This window comes from Cutibacterium equinum, from assembly GCF_028021195.1.
GTDB classification, from domain to species: Bacteria; Actinomycetota; Actinomycetes; order Propionibacteriales; family Propionibacteriaceae; genus Cutibacterium; species Cutibacterium equinum.
Genome location: NZ_CP115668.1, coordinates 925,261 through 940,906 on the forward strand (window position 1 = coordinate 925,261; position 15,646 = coordinate 940,906).

The following is a 15,646-nucleotide window of genomic DNA, read 5'->3' on the forward strand; positions in this document are numbered from 1 at the left end:
GACGTGGACGTGAACGACGGGGGGATGCTGTAGCCATTCATGCGCACAGCGCAGCGCGTCCCTCCAATGTCACACTGAAATTGATCATGGCCATTACGGGGACGATCTTCGCATTGTTCGTCTTCGTTCACATGGTCGGAAACCTCAAGGCCTTCATGGGCCCAGGCGATTACAACGCCTACGCGCAGTTCCTCCGCACGATCTTGTACCCGCTGTTTCCCATAGGCGGAGTGCTGTGGTGCTTCCGGATCGTCCTGCTGGTCTGTCTGGTCCTGCATGTGTGGGCCGCCCTGACGATCTGGGCACGAGGACGACGAGCCCGCGGACGGTTCTCCCGGCACAACATGAAGACGCTGGGATGGGGAGCCCGCACGATGGTGCTGTCGGGCCTGGTCATCCTGGCCTTCATCGTGGTGCACATCCTCGACCTGACCTTGGGCAAGGGTGTCGCGTCCTCATCCTTCCGCGCTCCGGTCAATGAGGGAACCCCCGACATCCAGATCAGCGCGTACCAGAACCTCATCGCCAGCCTGTCGCGCCCGTGGATGGCGACCTTCTACACCGTCGTCATGGTCATCATCGGGTTGCACATCTGCCAAGGTGTGCGCAACACCATCAACGATTTCGGCGGAACCGGCCGTCGCCTGCGTGTCATCTGGACGGTGATCGGCCTGCTCATCGCACTGGCCATCGTGGTGTGCAACGGCGCACTTCCCATGCTCATTCTCGCCGGGGTGATCTCATGAAAAACGTCATCGATGCCATCAAGAAACCTCTCGCCAAGACATCTCTCAGGAAGATTGTCGGTCGCCACGGTGAGGAGGCCGGCGACGAGACGGCCACAACCGTGGTCAAGGCCGAACGGCCCCAGATGTGTCGGGCCGAGGCGAAGGCGCCACGGCGAGTCGTCAGCAAGGGCGCCAAGGCCCGCGACACCCTGGGGCCAGCCCAGAAGAAGGCCGGATACCTCGTCGGTGACGACGTGGACGGCAAGGCTCCCGACGGCGACCCACTGACCGCGTGGACCCGTCGTCAAAGCGAGTACAAACTGGTCAACCCCGCCAACCGTCGCAAGATGAACGTCATCGTCGTGGGAACCGGACTGGCGGGGTCCGGAGTCGCGGCAACCCTGGGCCAGCTCGGTTACCACGTCGATGCCTTCTGCTTCCACGACTCCCCACGTCGGGCCCACTCGGTGGCAGCCCAGGGAGGCATCAACGCCGCTCGCGCCCGCAAGGTTGACGGCGACTCTCTCAAGAGATTCGTCAAGGACACCGTCAAGGGTGGCGACTACCGAGGACGTGAGGCCGACGTCGTTCGACTTGGCACCGAGTCGGTCCGGGTCATCGACCACATGTACGCCATCGGCGCCCCGTTTGCCCGCGAGTACGGGGGCCAGCTGGCCACCCGATCCTTCGGTGGAGTCCAGGTCTCTCGAACCTATTACACCCGCGGCGAGACCGGCCAGCAGCTCGAGGTGGCCTGCTCTCAGGCCCTCCAGGCGCAGATCGACGCTGGCTCGGTGACGATGCACAACCGCACCGAAATGCTCGACCTCATCGTCGCTGACGGCAAGGCTCAAGGCATTGTCACCCGTGACCTCCTCACCGGTGAGATCAAGGCATGGACGGCCCACGTCGTCATCCTGTGCACCGGCGGATACGGGTCGGTCTACCACTGGTCCACCCTCGCCAAGGGATCCAACGCCACCGCGACCTGGCGAGCCCACCGTCAAGGGGCCTACTTCGCCAGCCCCTGCTTCGTGCAGTTCCACCCGACAGCCCTGCCCGTCAGCACCCACTGGCAGTCCAAGACGACCCTCATGAGTGAGTCGCTGCGCAATGACGGCCGGATCTGGGTGCCGAAGAAGGCCGGCGACGACCGTCCGGCCAATGACATCCCCGAAGAGGAACGCGACTACTACCTGGAGCGCAAATACCCCGCCTTCGGCAACCTGACGCCCCGAGACGTCGCCTCCCGCAACGCCCGAACCCAGATCGACAGCGGCCACGGCGTCGGCCCGCTCAAGAACTCGGTGTACCTGGACTTCCGGGACGCCATCCAGCGCCTGGGCAAGGAGACCATTGCCGAGCGCTACGGCAACCTGTTCGACATGTACCTCGATGCCACCGGGGAGAATCCCTACGAGATGCCGATGCGTATCGCCCCCGGAGCCCACTTCACGATGGGCGGCCTGTGGGTCGACTACGACCAGATGAGCACCATCCCGGGGCTGTTCGTCGGCGGCGAGGCCTCGAACAACTACCACGGCGCCAACCGGCTGGGGGCCAACTCCCTGCTGTCGGCCAGCGTCGACGGGTGGTTCACCCTGCCACTGGCAGTGCCGAACTATCTGGCCGGATTCGTCGGGAAACCGGTGCTGCCCCTGGACGCCCCCGAAGTCAGCGCGGCCATCGACAGGGTTCACAAGCGCACTGAAGCCCTGCTCAACTGTGGCGGTACGCACCGCCCGGAGTGGTTCCATCGCGCGCTCGGTGACATCCTCTACGAGCACTGCGGAGTCTCCCGTGATGAGGCCGGTCTGCTCGAGGGGCTGTCCAAGGTGCGTCAACTGCGAGACGAGTTCTGGCGCGACGTCAAGGTCGTCGGAAGCGGCGACCGGCTCAACCAAGAGCTGGAAAAGGCGGGCCGGGTCGCTGACTTCATCGAACTCGGCGAGGTCATGATCCTCGACGCCTTGGACCGCCGGGAATCGGCGGGCGCGCACTTCCGCACCGAATACGCCACCGAGGCTGGCGAGGCCAAACGCAACGATGACGACTGGTGCACGGTGTCGGCATGGGAGACACGACCCGACGGCACCCACGTTCGTCACAGCGAACCACTGACGTTCTCGTTGATCGATCTGCAGGTGAGGGATTACCGATGAGGGTGACACTGGATATTTGGCGTCAGGACGGCCCGAACGCCAAGGGACATTTCGAACGCCACGTCGTCGAGGACGCCGAGCCGCAATGGAGCATCCTCGAACTGCTCGACCGGCTCAACGACCAGATCATCGACAATGGCGGTGATCCGATCGTCTTCGAGTCCGACTGCCGAGAGGGAGTGTGCGGCTGCTGCGGATTTGTCGTCAACGGCAAACCACACGGGCCGCTGCCCAACACCCCGGCGTGTCGTCAACACCTGAGGGCCTTCCCCCACATCACCCACTTCAAGATCGAGCCCTTCCGCTCGGCAGCCTTCCCGGTCATCCGTGACCTGGCCATCGACCGAACGAGCCTGGATCGCCTCGTGCAAGCCGGGGGAACCGTCGACGTCATGACCGGAACTGCTCCCGACGCCGACTCGATACCTCAGCCCCACAAGGAGGCCGAGCAGGCCCTCGACTTCGCCTCCTGCATCGGGTGCGGAGCCTGCGTGGCCGCCTGCCCCAACGGTGCAGCCATGCTCTTTGCCGGTGCGAAGCTGTCACACCTGGCGATGATGCCCCAAGGTCGCCAGGAACGCTCGAAGCGAGCCCGTCGCATGGTCAACGCCCTCGACGAGAACTTCGGCCCCTGCTCCTTGTACGGAGAATGCGTCGAGGCGTGCCCGGTCAGCATCCCGCTGGTCGCCGTCGCCCGGGTCAACCGGGAGCGCTGGCGTGCCGGGTTCCGGGGAGCGCGCAGCAAGGACAACTGACCAGCGCCTCCAGCAAACTTGGCCTCGAGGCGTTGGCCTAACGACCGTTAGTCGGGGTGGTTCAGTGCCCCCAGCAAACCTGGCCTCGAGACAGCGGCGTCTGGTAATCCTCAGTGCGTGCGCGCTGCGGTGCGTCGCACCTGCAGACCGGTGAGGATCGTCTGGGCTCCCAGACAGGCGCCGACCCCCTCACCGGCCCGCATCCGCAGTGCCATGAGGGGCTCCAGCCCAAGCTCGGCGAGAACAGCTTGGTGAGCGTGTTCCCGGGAAACATGGGAGGCGACGAGCCAGCCGTGGAGACCGGGGGCCAGGGTCGCGGCGATGAGGGCAGCGATGCTGGTGGCCAACCCGTCCAACACGATGGGGGATCCGGTCTGCGCCGCTCCCAGACACACCCCCGCGAGCACGACGAACTCGGGTCCACCGAGAGCTGCCAGAAGATGCTCGGGGTCGTCAGGGGTTGCATGAGCACGCGCCAGCGCAGCCGTGATGACCTCAGCCTTGCGCTCAACCATGGCGGTGTCGCTGCCAGCCCCCAGACCAACGGCCTTTTTGGGGTCCAGGTCGGCCAGGGCGCAGGCCAGGGCAGTGGCGACAGTGGTGTTTGCGACACCAACCTCTCCCAGACACACCAGGCCCGCCTCGGCAGCCTCCTTGCCCAGAGCTTGACCGTCGCGCAGCAGGGCCTCGACCTGGGTGGGGGACATGGCGTCGGTGTGGAGGAGGTCGCCGCGGCGGCCTGGAACGCGCATGGACCGGGCCCCGGCCACCGGCTGGGCGACCCCCGCGTCGATGACGAGATGGGACAGCCCAGCGGCGGTGGCCGTCGAGACGCCAAGTCCAGTCCCAGCGACCGAGGCCGCCATGACGTCATGGGTGACGGTGGGATCGAAGGCCGTCACACCCAGATCGGCGACGGGGTGGTCAGCTCCGACGAGGACGAGGGTGCCGCCGGTGATCTCGGCTCCACCTGCTGCCTCGACGCGATCCAAGGTCTGGTCGAGCAGACCGAGGGAGCCGGGCGGAGTGAGGAGCTGGTCGGCGTCGTCATGGGCTGCCACCACCCGGTGACGGTCAGGGGAGTGCAGGGTCTGCCGGAGGGCGGAGATGGGGGAGTCGGGCTGGCCGTCAGCAGGCCAACGATCAGCCAGGGTGACCTCGGACAGGGGAAGCCGTCGGGACCAGCCACGTCGCTCGAGTCCAGGGGCCGGCGGACGTTCATCAGGCCATCCCAGGCACAACCATCCCAGGGTCTCCACGCCTTCGGGCAGACCGAGCAGCGCAGCGAGCTCCTCGGGTTCGAAGAGGGTCACCCATCCCATTCCCAGGCCGTGCGCACGGGCCGTCAGCCACATGTTCTCCACGGCGCAGGCGCAACTCCACATGTCGGCGTCGGTGAAGGTGTTGCGCCCCAGCACTCCGGATGCGGGGGTACGGCGATCGCAGGCCACCACGATGCCAACCGGGGCCTCGCGGATTCCTTCGAGCTGCAGGTCAAGAAGTCGGGCGCGACGATCGGGGGTCAGCAGCTCGGCCTGACGTAGTCTCTGGCGGTCGGCCATGACGGCGGCGCGGTCGCGGGTGTCGGCGTCGCGTACCACGATGAACCGCCATGGCTGGCTGTGACCGACGCTGGGGGCGCGGTGGCCAGCCCACAGGACGGTGGTGACGAGGTCCTCGGGGACGTCGTCGTGGCGGTAGCGACGGATGTCACGCCGGGCGTCGATGGCGGCGTCAAGACCCTGCTGCACCTGGTCGCCCAGGCACCACCCAGCGGGATCGGCGGCGCGGGCGGCCGAGGAGGTGGTGTCGCCGATCTTGGGGATCGGGCGGGCCCAACGCTGGCTGGTGGGTGCAGTCTCATCAGGGGTGCTCACAGCACGAGGGTAGTGGTCAGCCTGTCGCGGGTTGCTGCCGGGATGGTGTGGTGATGTGGGTGGTGATGGGTTGAGGTGCCATCTGGGCTGGCACGACGGGTTCGGCTCACCCGGTATGCCACGTCTACCATGGGCGGGTGCCTTTGAACCCCTTGACCCTGACTGCGCCCTCTGGCGGCACCGTGTCGGTGGACACCCCGGTGGTGTTGGCGCCGATGGCCGGCGTCACCAATGCCGCCTTCCGTCAGCTGTGCGCTGAGCAGGGGGCAGGGCTCTACGTCTGCGAGATGATCACCTCTCGCGGCCTGGTCTACGGCGATCACAAGACCCACGACATGCTGGCCTTCGCCGACTGCGAAGATGTGCGCTCGGTGCAGTTGTACGGGGTTGACCCCGCAATGGTCGGTGAGGCGACGTCGATCCTGTGTGAGAAGTACGGGGTGAACCACGTCGACCTCAATTTCGGCTGCCCGGTGCCCAAGGTCACCCGCAAGGGTGGTGGGGGAGTCCTGCCCTGGAAGCGTGACCGGTTCGCCGCCGTCGTCTCCGCTGCCGTCCAGGCCGGCGACGCCCACGGGGTTCCGGTCACCGTCAAGACTCGTATCGGCATCGACCCCGACCACATCACCTATCTCGACTCTGCCCGCATCGCCGTCGACTCCGGATCCGCTGGGGTGTGCTTGCACGCGCGCACCGTAGCCGAGGCCTATGCCGGGCACTCTCACTGGGACGCCATCGGAGACCTCGTCGAGGCTGTCGACGTCCCGGTCATCGGGAATGGCGACATCTGGGAGGCCAGTGACGCCATGACCATGGTCGAGCAGACCGGGTGCGCCGGGGTCGAGGTCGGGCGTGGCTGCCTGGGCCGCCCTTGGCTGTTCCGTGACCTGGCTGACGCCTTCGCTGGTCGTGACACGACCACCTTGCCGACCTTGGGTGAGGTGTGCACGATGATCCGACGTCACGCCGAATTGCTCGTGAAATACCAGGGAATCCACGGCCTGGTCGACATGCGCAAGCACATGGCCTGGTACCTCAAGGGTTTCCCGGTGGGTGGGCAGACCCGCCACGCTCTGGGTCAGATTTCCAGCTTCGAGGAACTCGACGCGCTGTTGGCCACCTTGGACCACGACGCGCCCTTCCCGGTCAAAGAGCTTGGCAAGGCCCGCGGGCGGCAAGGGGCCCCGCGTCGCAAAGTCGTCATGCCGCACGGTTGGCTCGATTCGCGCACCCTTGACGATGACGATCTTTCGGCCGCCGAGATCGACGCGTCCGGAGGCTGAGACCACCCTGGTCTGGTCCCGGGGATCGAGGTGGGACAGGATGGAGCCATGTCCGAAGTGGGAGAACGTACCCGGGCCTGGGCTTTGACGATGGCTGGTCATCGCGGCGTTGGTGACGTCGTCCATGCTCACCCGTCAGGTGGCGCGCGCATCGAGACCGGAGAGGTCGTCGGACGACAGATGCGCGAGGAGAGGGAGAACCTCCTGCTGCGTCCCGGGGCTACCCGTGCCGACGGGGCGGGGAATCGTGCCATTGCCGAGGAGCCGGACCCGCAGCGGACCTGCTTTGAAAGGGATCGCGATCGCATCGTCCACTCGACCTCGTTTCGACGGCTGGCTGGCAAGACTCAGGTCGTCGTCCATCCCACTGATCACCAGCGCACTCGGCTGACCCACGCCCTTGAGGTGGCCCAGGTGGCCCGGTCCATCGCGGTCGGCATCGGCGCCAATGTCACCTTGGCCGACGCCATGGCGCTGGGCCACGACTGTGGCCACGGCCCGGGAGGTCACGCCTCGGAGCAGGCCTTCGACGCCTTCATCCCGGAGGGTTTCGATCACGGGCCGTGGGGGGCCGACGTCAGCTTGGCCAGCCTCAATCTGTGCGCCGAGACCCTGGACGGTATCCGTAACCACTCCTGGTCGCGTCCGGCTCCCAGCACCGTGGAGGGAGAGGTCGTCTCCTTCGCTGACCGGATCGCCTACTGCGCCCATGATCTGGAGGACGCCATCAAGGCGGGGATCGTCACCGTGGCGGACCTGCCGGAGGTCGTCGTCGAGGTGGCAGGCACGGACCGACGTACCCAGCTGTCGGTATTCATTCGTTCGGTCATCGACACCACGTGTGAGACGGGGCAGGTGGGGATGGCTGCCGATGTTGCCGAGGCCCTGGCGGCCCTCCGGGCTTTCAACTACGAGCGGATCTACACCCGGCCCGAGTCACTAGGGCAGGCAGAGGCAGTTGTCGAGGTTCTCCACGGGCTGGTCGCGTACTACCAGAGCCACATCGACGTGGTCCCGGCAGAATTCCTCCAGACCGACGCCGACAGAATCCACCAGGTCGTGGCATACGTGGGCGGAATGACCGATCAGTTCGCTTTCTCCCAAGCCACCGAATTATTGGGATGGGACCGCAGCCGGCTTCCCAAGGGGATGGGTCGGGGCTTCTGACGGGCACTCGAGTGTTACGTAGGAGAACAAGAGCTTCGAGATGGTGCACCGATGTCCTGATCCGGTGACCGTTGAATGAGTGTCGGCTGCAGTTTCGTCGACGGCGGAGGCGGTGAGGTCATGCGGGCTGATGAACGCCTGTGCCGCCCTGGCTCACCCCTGCAGAATCGGCTGAACCCGAGGCTGATAAGGTAATTCCCGGCTCATAGATCCGTTACCCCCTTGTCGTTCTTGCCCCCTAGGAAGGGAGCTTTCCCTATGGCCGGTATCTCGTACAACGCCCAAAAGAACCCATATTTGGGTCCCGCCGGTAGCGCCACGATGCACTGTGACGCGCAAGCCTCCGACGCCAGCCCTATGCGTGGCCCGGGCGTTCCCGGCCCCGGACAGCGGTGGGTCACCAAAGAGATCAAGATGGGCGGTGCCTGCCCCACGATTCTCGTGGGCGAGGACAACATCGTCCAGGTGCTCTGCACAAAGGTCGTGTCCTCGGATGGGATTGCCCTACAGCCCAATGTCGCCACACTCTCTGCTGACGGCACACCGATCGATGATCTGAACCTCCCCAAGGGGGCACTGCTCGGCGGCGTGTACGCCTACATCGACAACGCCAACCGCATGGTGCTTGTCGACGGCACCTCCACCCTGATCCGGGTGGCCCACGATGCCGGGGGCGGTAATCTGCACATCGATTCCCGTTTCGACCTCTCGTCCGTGCTTCGAGGCGACCAGATCGTGGGCCTCACCCCCGACTGGCAGGGCCGCATCTGGCTGGCCTCGAAGAATGCGTTGACCATCGTGGTGGATTTCGAGCGCGGCATGATCCGTGCCACGAAGCTGCAACAGTTCGCCACTACCGAGGTCGTCGACAACTCCATCTCCTCCAGCCCAGACGGGGTGAACATCATCACCTCCCACGGGATCTATCAGCTCCACGCCGACGAGATGGGCCGGCCTCAGATTTCGTGGTCCCACTCCTATGACCGTGGCAACCACCGCAAACCCGGTCAGCTCGCGTGGGGATCGGGTGCCTCGCCGACGTTCTTCGGACCCAACGGCTCCGATTACGTCATGCTCTCCGACAACGCCGACGACCAAGAGTCGGTGATCGTCTACCGGGTGGCCGACGGCAAGCTCATTGGCTCGGCGAAGCTCTTCCAGCCCGGCAAGTCCGGCACGGAGAACTCGATGATTGGCATCGGGAACACCATCATCGGCGCCTCCACTTACGGCTACCCCTACCCGAAATACCCTGACGGCGCCGGCACCTCCGTGCCCAAGAGTGCCCCGTTTGCGCCTGGCATGGAACGCTGGGACATCACCGAGAAGGGGCTCGTCAACGTCTGGAAGCGCGATGACGTCTACTCCTCGGCGGTGCCGCGCTACTGTGCGCCCGACAACATCATCTACACCTGCGAGCGCGGACGTGGTTTCTTGGGGATCGACCCCATCTTTGCCTTGGCCATCGACATGGAAACCGGCGAGACCCTGCACCGGGTGGAGCAGCCAGGAAAGGCGATGATCGGCAGCTCTGACACGCTCGAAATGGTCGGCGTCATCAAGGACGGCGTGTGGTGGCAGGGAACCATCAGCCGCATCCTCCGAATCTCGATGGGAGCGTGAACATGACCACCAACATCAAACGCCGCACCGTTGTTCAGGGCATCGCATGGTCTGTTCCTGCCGTCACCGCAGCGGTGACCGTGCCCGCCTTCGCGGCGAGTACGCCCGTGAATCCGCTGAGTTGCGCGGCCACCGATCCCGTCGACCAGGGCCGCATGGAATCCCCCAAGTGGAAGGACTCGAGCCTGAGGCTCAGTTTCTCCAAGCCCGAGGAGATTACCCTCAGTGGCGGGACTCGCCTGGCTGCGCCAACGAAGCTCACCATCGCCAACGTCGGCCCCACCGAGCTGCCTGCTGGCACCAGCGTCGGCATCACAGCCGCCAGCCTGGATGCCAGCGGTATCGTCCGCCCTAATGCCAATAGCCTCACTGCGCTGAGCGCGAAGGCTGTTGACGCCACAGGCAGGCCGGTGAATGCTCTGAAGTTCCAATCCCCCGACACCCGTCAGACGACGATGGCGCTGGGCTGCGCCATGGAGAAAGGGCAATCTGTGACCACCGAACTCACCTGGGGTCTCGCCCCCGGCGCCGAAACGTCCAACCTCGCCTCGCTGCAATTCATCGCCCGAATCATCACCGACGCCTCGGTGCCCACCTACACCGAGTTCCAGTCGCCCGAGGTTCTTGGCGGTACGCGCACACTCTGAGCGCAACCGTCGTCGCCAGCCAGACAACAAGGAGGGATTCCGCCGAATTTGGTGGGGTCCCTCCCTGTCGTGGGCGCGGCTGACACATCCCGGCGCGCATCTCGCCACGGGGCCGTGCGGGGGCCTACCGGTTCACGGGTGAAGCTTGCCGGCAAGGTCCTCGGGTAGCAGCTTGGCCCTCGTGACCAGGTCATGGGCCACGACCACGGTGACGACCTGACCCGCCAAGATGCCGATGAGGACGAGGGCTTGGGCGGCGCCGGCCTGGAGAGCCGAGCCGCCACCGAGCAGCACACCGACGAAGGCGCCCGGCAAGGTCACCAGGCCGACGGTCGCGGTGCGGTCGACAGTGGGCAGCACCGATTCGGTGACGCTCGGCTCAGTGACTAAAGCGATGGCGTCATGACGTGGGAAACCGACGGCCAGACCGGCCTCGAAGATGCCGATACCCTCGCGCAGATCAGCAAAGAAACGACGGCAGGCCAGGGTGTGACCGCTCATGATGTTGCCGATGATGATGCCGGCCACCGGGATGAGGGAGGCAGGGCTAAACGGTGCGCAACCCGTCGCGAAGATGATGAGGAGGACCGGGCTCACACCGGCAAACATGGATACCGCAGCCCATATCCACGCCTTGTCAACTCCGGAGCGATTCGCCGTCGTGCGGACTGCGATGGCAAACATCAACAGGGTGAACAGGCAGGCAGCCCACAGGTGGGAGAGGGCATAGACGAGCACGAATGAGACGATGCCGAGCTGTACGACAGCGCGGATCGACGCCACCACAGAGGCTTTTGCGATGCCCAGCCGTCCAACAAGCGAGGCGGCGACGGTCAGCACCACGAGCAGCACGATCGCCAATGCGAGTTGCCATGTGGGGTTCACGGTCACGGCGCAGAGTTTGGCACCAATCCGGCCCACCCGCATGCTTGGTTAGCATCACCTAGGCAGATGGGTAGGATCATGAGCATGGCTGGCCGGATCAACGAGGAGGACATCGCGCTGGTCCGGGAACGAGCGCGGATCGACGAGGTTGTTGGTGAGTACGTCGCCCTGCGCAACGCCGGCGGCGGTTCCCTCAAGGGGCTGTGTCCTTTTCACGACGAGAAGACACCCAGTTTCCAGGTGACCCCCTCTCGCGGACTGTTCTACTGCTTCGGTTGTGGAGAAGGCGGTGACACGATCTCCTTCGTCCAGAAGATCGACAACCTGACCTTCGCCGAGGCCGTCCAGCGTCTTGCCGACAAGGTCGGGGTTCAGCTGCGCATCGTCGATGACGGCCGTCCCGGTCTGGAACCAGGACTGCGCATGCAAATTCTGGCCGCCAATGATGCGGCCGCGGAGTTTTTCCAGGCTCAGATGTCGACGAAGGAGGGCCAGATCGCCCGAGACTTCGTCGCCGGACGCGGATTCTCCCCCGATGCCGCGGTGCAATTCGGGATGGGATATGCGCCGCGCGGCGGGCACGTACTGCGTGACTATCTGCTGGCGAAGGGGTTCACCCCCAAAGTTCTCATCGAATCGGGTCTGGTGCGTTCCCAGGGTTGGGACTTCTTCCAGGGGCGGGTTCTGTGGCCGATCAAAGATTCCGGGAAGTCGGTCCTGGGCTTTGGGGCCAGACGGGTTTACGACGATGATCGTCTGCCGGCAAAGTACGTCAACACGCCGGAGACCCCGGTCTACAAGAAATCCCACGTTCTCTACGGCCTTGACATGGCTCGAGCCAACATCGGCAAGAAGAGTCAGGCCGTCATCGTCGAGGGATACACCGATGTCATGGCGGCGCACCTGTCCGGCGTCGACACAGCTGTTGCAGCGTGTGGCACGGCATTCGGCGAGGACCACGCCAGACTCATCCAGCGTCTCATGGGCAACAGCGGCTCTCTCAACGGCGAGGTCATCTTCACCTTCGACGGTGACGCCGCCGGCCAGAAGGCTGCCCTCAAGGCCTTTCGCGATGACAAGCAGTTCTCCGCCCAGACGTACGTGGCCATCGAACCCACCGGACTCGATCCATGCGACCTGCTCATGCAGCGCGGCCCCGAGGCCGTCAGGGAGCTGGTGGCCCGACGGGTGCCGTTGTACCGCTACGTCATGGAGAACACCGTCGGCCAGTTCGACCTCGACCGGGCGGACGGACGTCTCGCCGCGATCCGGGCGGCAGCCCCACTCGTGACGAGTATTCGTGACCAGTCCCTGGTTGACGGTTACCTGCGCGAGCTGTCCCAGGTGGTGGGAGCCGACATCGACGTGGTGCGTCGTGAGGTGTCTCGTGCTGGCAAGCAGCATCACCGTGAGCCAGAGCTGACGGTGATGCCACCTTCTCAGGATCAGCCCCAGCAGCCCGCCGGTATTCCGTGGCCCGACCCGGCCGACATGTCCTTGGCCGTGGAGCGCGGGTTCCTCAAGCTGGCCCTGCAGTATCCCGAGCTGTTCGACGAGGAGTGGGATCAGGTCGAGGTCGAGGACCTACGCCACCCCGCCTACCGGGCGGTATTCGAGGCGATCCTGTCCGTACCACGGGGTCAGGACAGGTGGGCCGAGAAGGTCGGTGAAGCCACCAGCGACCCCCAGGTGAAACAGCTGGAGGTGGCCCTCCTCGTTGAGCCTGTGCTGCGCGAGGACCCCGACCGCAGCTACGCCGCTGCCTATGCCGCGCGGGTGCGATTGCTGTCGGTCACTGACGACATCGCCAACCTCAAGTCCCGCTTGCAGCGCACCAACCCGAACCAGGATCGCAAACTCTACGACGCAATGTTCTCCGACCTGGTGGCCTTGGAGGCATTGCGCAAGAGTCTCATCCTTGCTGGTGGAGCGACCTCAGCCTGATGTGACATCTGTGGACAATTCTCGTGGTGTCCACAGATCGGCGGACCAGGGTTCCACCCCAGGTGTGCGGCGCGTCATCGTCAGACCATGAGATACACCGATTTCATCGATGGTGTCGTCGCCCTGGACCCCGCTGACGAGCGTGAGCTGTTTCGCAGACTTGATGCCGGAGTCACCGCTGACGCCATCTTGTCCGGACGATTCCTGGCCTCGACGCCGGTCACCGTCGCCGAATTGACCGCGATCTCTGATGACGGGGCGGCGGCAAGGCAGATGCTGTGGCGACAGATGCTCGCCATGGTGCTCACCCAGGCCCGTCAAGCGGCCTCAACCCATGGGTGCAGCTTCGAGGACCTGGTCCAGGTCGGCTGCGTGGGGTTGGGGGAGGCCATCGAGCGCTACGACGAGCGTCGCGGGGCTCGGTTCTCGACGGTGGCCTGGACCTGGATTCGTCGTCGTATCGGTGAGGAGATCGTGCGTCTTCGCGGCGCGAGGTCACGGGCCGCGATGAGGGAGTCGGCGGAGGTGGCCCGGGTTGAGGAAGAATTGACGATGCGAACCCAGCAGGTGCCCAGCAGCGAGGCGATTGCCGCGCGCATGGGCAAGGACATCATGTGGGTCGAGCAGCGACGCGGTGAGTGCTGGCAGATCGACAGCGCCGTTGTGGAATACGTGGCTGATCCTCACGATCAGCCGGTGAGTCGGGAATTACACCTGCTCGCCGCGCTACCAGGACAGGAACGGCGTGTCGTGGCCCTGCGTCACGGATTCGAGGGGGATCCCATGACCTTTGAAGCCGTTGGTGAAGAACTGGGGATCTCGGCATCCAGCGTCAGACGCATTGAGCAGCGTGCCCTCGACCGCCTGCGTCATCGCATGAGGCGGGCTGGGACGGTGTGACAGGATGGGCGTCATGTGGTGGACGAGAGGGCCGAGCCGTGAGGAGATGACCCGGGTGCGAGCCGTTCTCGGGTTTGACGACGTCATGGTGCTCGCCAGCGGTAAGGGGGAGGAAGCTACCGTCATCGCGGTGACGGAAGGACTCGTGGTCCTGACCGAGGAGACGGACTCCGCAGTGGCCTGGCACGAGATCGTCCACGGCGGGTGGAATGGTGACACCTCGACCCTGACCTGGGATTTCCTGGACGGATCTGGTGCCCATGTGGTGCTCGAGAAGCCCGGCAAGATCCCCGAGGTGTTCCGAGCGCGAGTCACCGAGTCGATAGCGGCAACTCGAACCGTCCCGGTGCGTGGAGGAGACGTCCTCATCGCCGGGCGTATTCCGGCCGGACACTTGGGCGATCCACAGGGCGCCATCACGTGGACCGCGATGGCTCGGGGTTCTGCAGACCTCAATGATCCCGAGACTCGCCAGACGGTGTTGGAGGCCACCGAGGCTCTCAAGAAGGAGTGGAACTGACGGCCACGACGTCTGTGGCCGGGCTCGGTGTCGACTTCGAAGAAGCCGGCTTCGGCTTTGACCTTGTTGCCGGTTTTGCGCCGCGTGATCGAGGTGCGCAGCAGGGTGCCCGGTTTCGTCGAGGTCTTGGCCTGGGTCGTCTCGTTGGCCCGCATCGTGTCGTTGGCTCGGATCGGGGCCAGGTGCGGGTCGATTGTGGCCATCGGCAGGCTAGCGCAGCGGCAATAACTCCCGATTCGTGGCACATTAGGTTACCCGTCGCTTAGATTGAGAACATGCCATCCATCTCTTTGGACAACAATCGAGACTGTCTGGAACAACTCGTCGAGCAGGCCTCGATCCTTCTCCAAGAGACGACGCTCGCCTTCTACGACCGTCACCGATCCTCCAGGCAAGTTTCCATCGACCTTTTTGCCCAGCCTTTCCCTGCCATGCGCATGGCAGACCTCGGCCTTGTGTATCGCGCGCATTTCCTCGGTACCTTCTCCAACGTCTCCAACACCTTCCTGTGGGGCTGGGAAAACATCAACGGATTCCCGGAGGAAGCGATCACCGTCGCTCAGAACGTGCGCAGGTTCGGGGAGGCGGCCCACGTCCCCGAGTTCTTGACGCCCAGCATCCCCGTGCCCGATGAACAGACGGCTGCACGCATCGCATCCAGTGCGGTGCGCACCACAGGTAACGGTAACTTTTATCGCATCCCCTCGCAGTACGGTGAGGCGTACTACCTGATCGAGGGCTTCGATCTCGGCCCCTCGCAAGTGGTGGCTGTTCAGCGCGCGATTGGCAATGCGATCTCCAGCGGATCGGTACACAACCACGTCGACGCGCTCGCCGCCTACCTCGACATGCGCCCGGGTGTTTCGGGCCGTGGCACTCAGCAGGGCTTGGTCATCGACTGCTCCGACGGCAGCCTCGAGATCGGGCTCGACGATCAGCGGCGCGTCGCGATGATGCGGTTCATCGTCGACGAGCGCAGCAAGGATGGGCTACGCACCTTCGACGAGTAGTGACGCCCAGGCCTACTCGGCGTTGCCCAGGGCTACGGCGGCGGTGAGCTTCGGGCTAACCTGCCAGTCGGATGGGCAGCGCCGGGCCTGCCACTTCAGCGTTTCCCGGGGGTAACTCTGTGAGTGCCGTCGCGATTTGGCATGT

At 64.9% G+C, this 15,646-nt stretch carries 13 protein-coding genes; 11 read left to right on the plus strand and 2 right to left on the minus strand.

The window, feature by feature from the left end:
* Positions 1-86: 86 nt before the first annotated feature.
* From O6R08_RS04230 to O6R08_RS04240, 3 genes are read left to right on the plus strand one after another with little or no spacing between them, the layout of a single operon-like run.
* Positions 87-746: a succinate dehydrogenase cytochrome b subunit gene (locus tag O6R08_RS04230; RefSeq protein WP_271418877.1), complete on the plus strand. Its 660-nt coding sequence runs from the start codon at positions 87-89 to the stop codon at positions 744-746.
* The gene (locus O6R08_RS04235) at positions 743-2,890 is read left to right on the plus strand and encodes a fumarate reductase/succinate dehydrogenase flavoprotein subunit (protein WP_271418878.1); all 2,148 of its coding nucleotides are present in this window, start codon (positions 743-745) and stop codon (positions 2,888-2,890) included. The genes O6R08_RS04230 and O6R08_RS04235 overlap by 4 nt, the downstream gene beginning before the upstream one ends.
* A complete protein-coding gene (locus O6R08_RS04240) occupies positions 2,887-3,645 on the plus strand; it encodes a succinate dehydrogenase/fumarate reductase iron-sulfur subunit (protein ID WP_271418879.1) in 759 nt (252 codons plus the stop codon). Before O6R08_RS04235 ends, O6R08_RS04240 begins: the two co-directional genes overlap by 4 nt.
* 110 nt (positions 3,646-3,755) lie before the next feature.
* On the opposite strand, the gene bluB is transcribed toward O6R08_RS04240, so the two are convergent.
* The gene (bluB, locus tag O6R08_RS04245) at positions 3,756-5,522 is read right to left on the minus strand and encodes a 5,6-dimethylbenzimidazole synthase (protein WP_271418880.1); all 1,767 of its coding nucleotides are present in this window, start codon (positions 5,520-5,522) and stop codon (positions 3,756-3,758) included.
* A 215-nt stretch (positions 5,523-5,737) separates the two neighbouring features.
* Between bluB and dusB the strand changes: the two genes are divergently transcribed.
* From dusB to O6R08_RS04265, 4 genes are all read left to right on the plus strand, one after another.
* The gene (dusB, locus tag O6R08_RS04250; protein WP_271419234.1) at positions 5,738-6,805 is read left to right on the plus strand and encodes a tRNA dihydrouridine synthase DusB; all 1,068 of its coding nucleotides are present in this window, start codon (positions 5,738-5,740) and stop codon (positions 6,803-6,805) included.
* Positions 6,806-6,853: 48 nt separating this feature from the next.
* Positions 6,854-7,972, plus strand: coding sequence for an HD domain-containing protein (locus O6R08_RS04255; protein ID WP_271418881.1), 1,119 nt, complete (start codon positions 6,854-6,856; stop codon positions 7,970-7,972).
* 258 nt (positions 7,973-8,230) lie between these two features.
* Positions 8,231-9,595, plus strand: a complete 1,365-nt coding sequence (locus O6R08_RS04260) for a hypothetical protein (protein ID WP_271418882.1) — start codon at positions 8,231-8,233, stop codon at positions 9,593-9,595.
* 2 nt (positions 9,596-9,597) lie between these two features.
* Positions 9,598-10,242: a hypothetical protein gene (locus tag O6R08_RS04265; RefSeq protein WP_271418883.1), complete on the plus strand. Its 645-nt coding sequence runs from the start codon at positions 9,598-9,600 to the stop codon at positions 10,240-10,242.
* Positions 10,243-10,374: 132 nt separating this feature from the next.
* Here O6R08_RS04265 and O6R08_RS04270 read toward each other — a convergent pair whose 3' ends face one another.
* The gene (locus O6R08_RS04270; protein ID WP_271419235.1) at positions 10,375-11,097 is read right to left on the minus strand and encodes an ABC transporter permease; all 723 of its coding nucleotides are present in this window, start codon (positions 11,095-11,097) and stop codon (positions 10,375-10,377) included.
* 96 nt (positions 11,098-11,193) lie between these two features.
* On the opposite strand from O6R08_RS04270, the gene dnaG reads away from it, so the two are divergent.
* From dnaG to O6R08_RS04290, 4 genes are all read left to right on the plus strand, one after another.
* Positions 11,194-13,071 carry a DNA primase gene (gene dnaG / locus O6R08_RS04275; protein WP_271418884.1) on the plus strand — a complete coding sequence of 626 codons (1,878 nt, stop codon included), beginning with the start codon at positions 11,194-11,196 and terminating at the stop codon, positions 13,069-13,071.
* Between the two features lie 87 nt (positions 13,072-13,158).
* Entirely contained in the window at positions 13,159-13,971 is an 813-nt protein-coding gene (locus O6R08_RS04280; RefSeq protein ID WP_271418885.1) for a sigma-70 family RNA polymerase sigma factor, read from the plus strand.
* A 4-nt stretch (positions 13,972-13,975) separates the two neighbouring features.
* Positions 13,976-14,491: a hypothetical protein gene (locus O6R08_RS04285; RefSeq protein WP_271418886.1), complete on the plus strand. Its 516-nt coding sequence runs from the start codon at positions 13,976-13,978 to the stop codon at positions 14,489-14,491.
* A 275-nt stretch (positions 14,492-14,766) separates the two neighbouring features.
* Positions 14,767-15,501: a DUF6882 domain-containing protein gene (locus O6R08_RS04290; protein WP_271418887.1), complete on the plus strand. Its 735-nt coding sequence runs from the start codon at positions 14,767-14,769 to the stop codon at positions 15,499-15,501.
* The last annotated feature ends 145 nt before the right edge of the window (positions 15,502-15,646 follow it).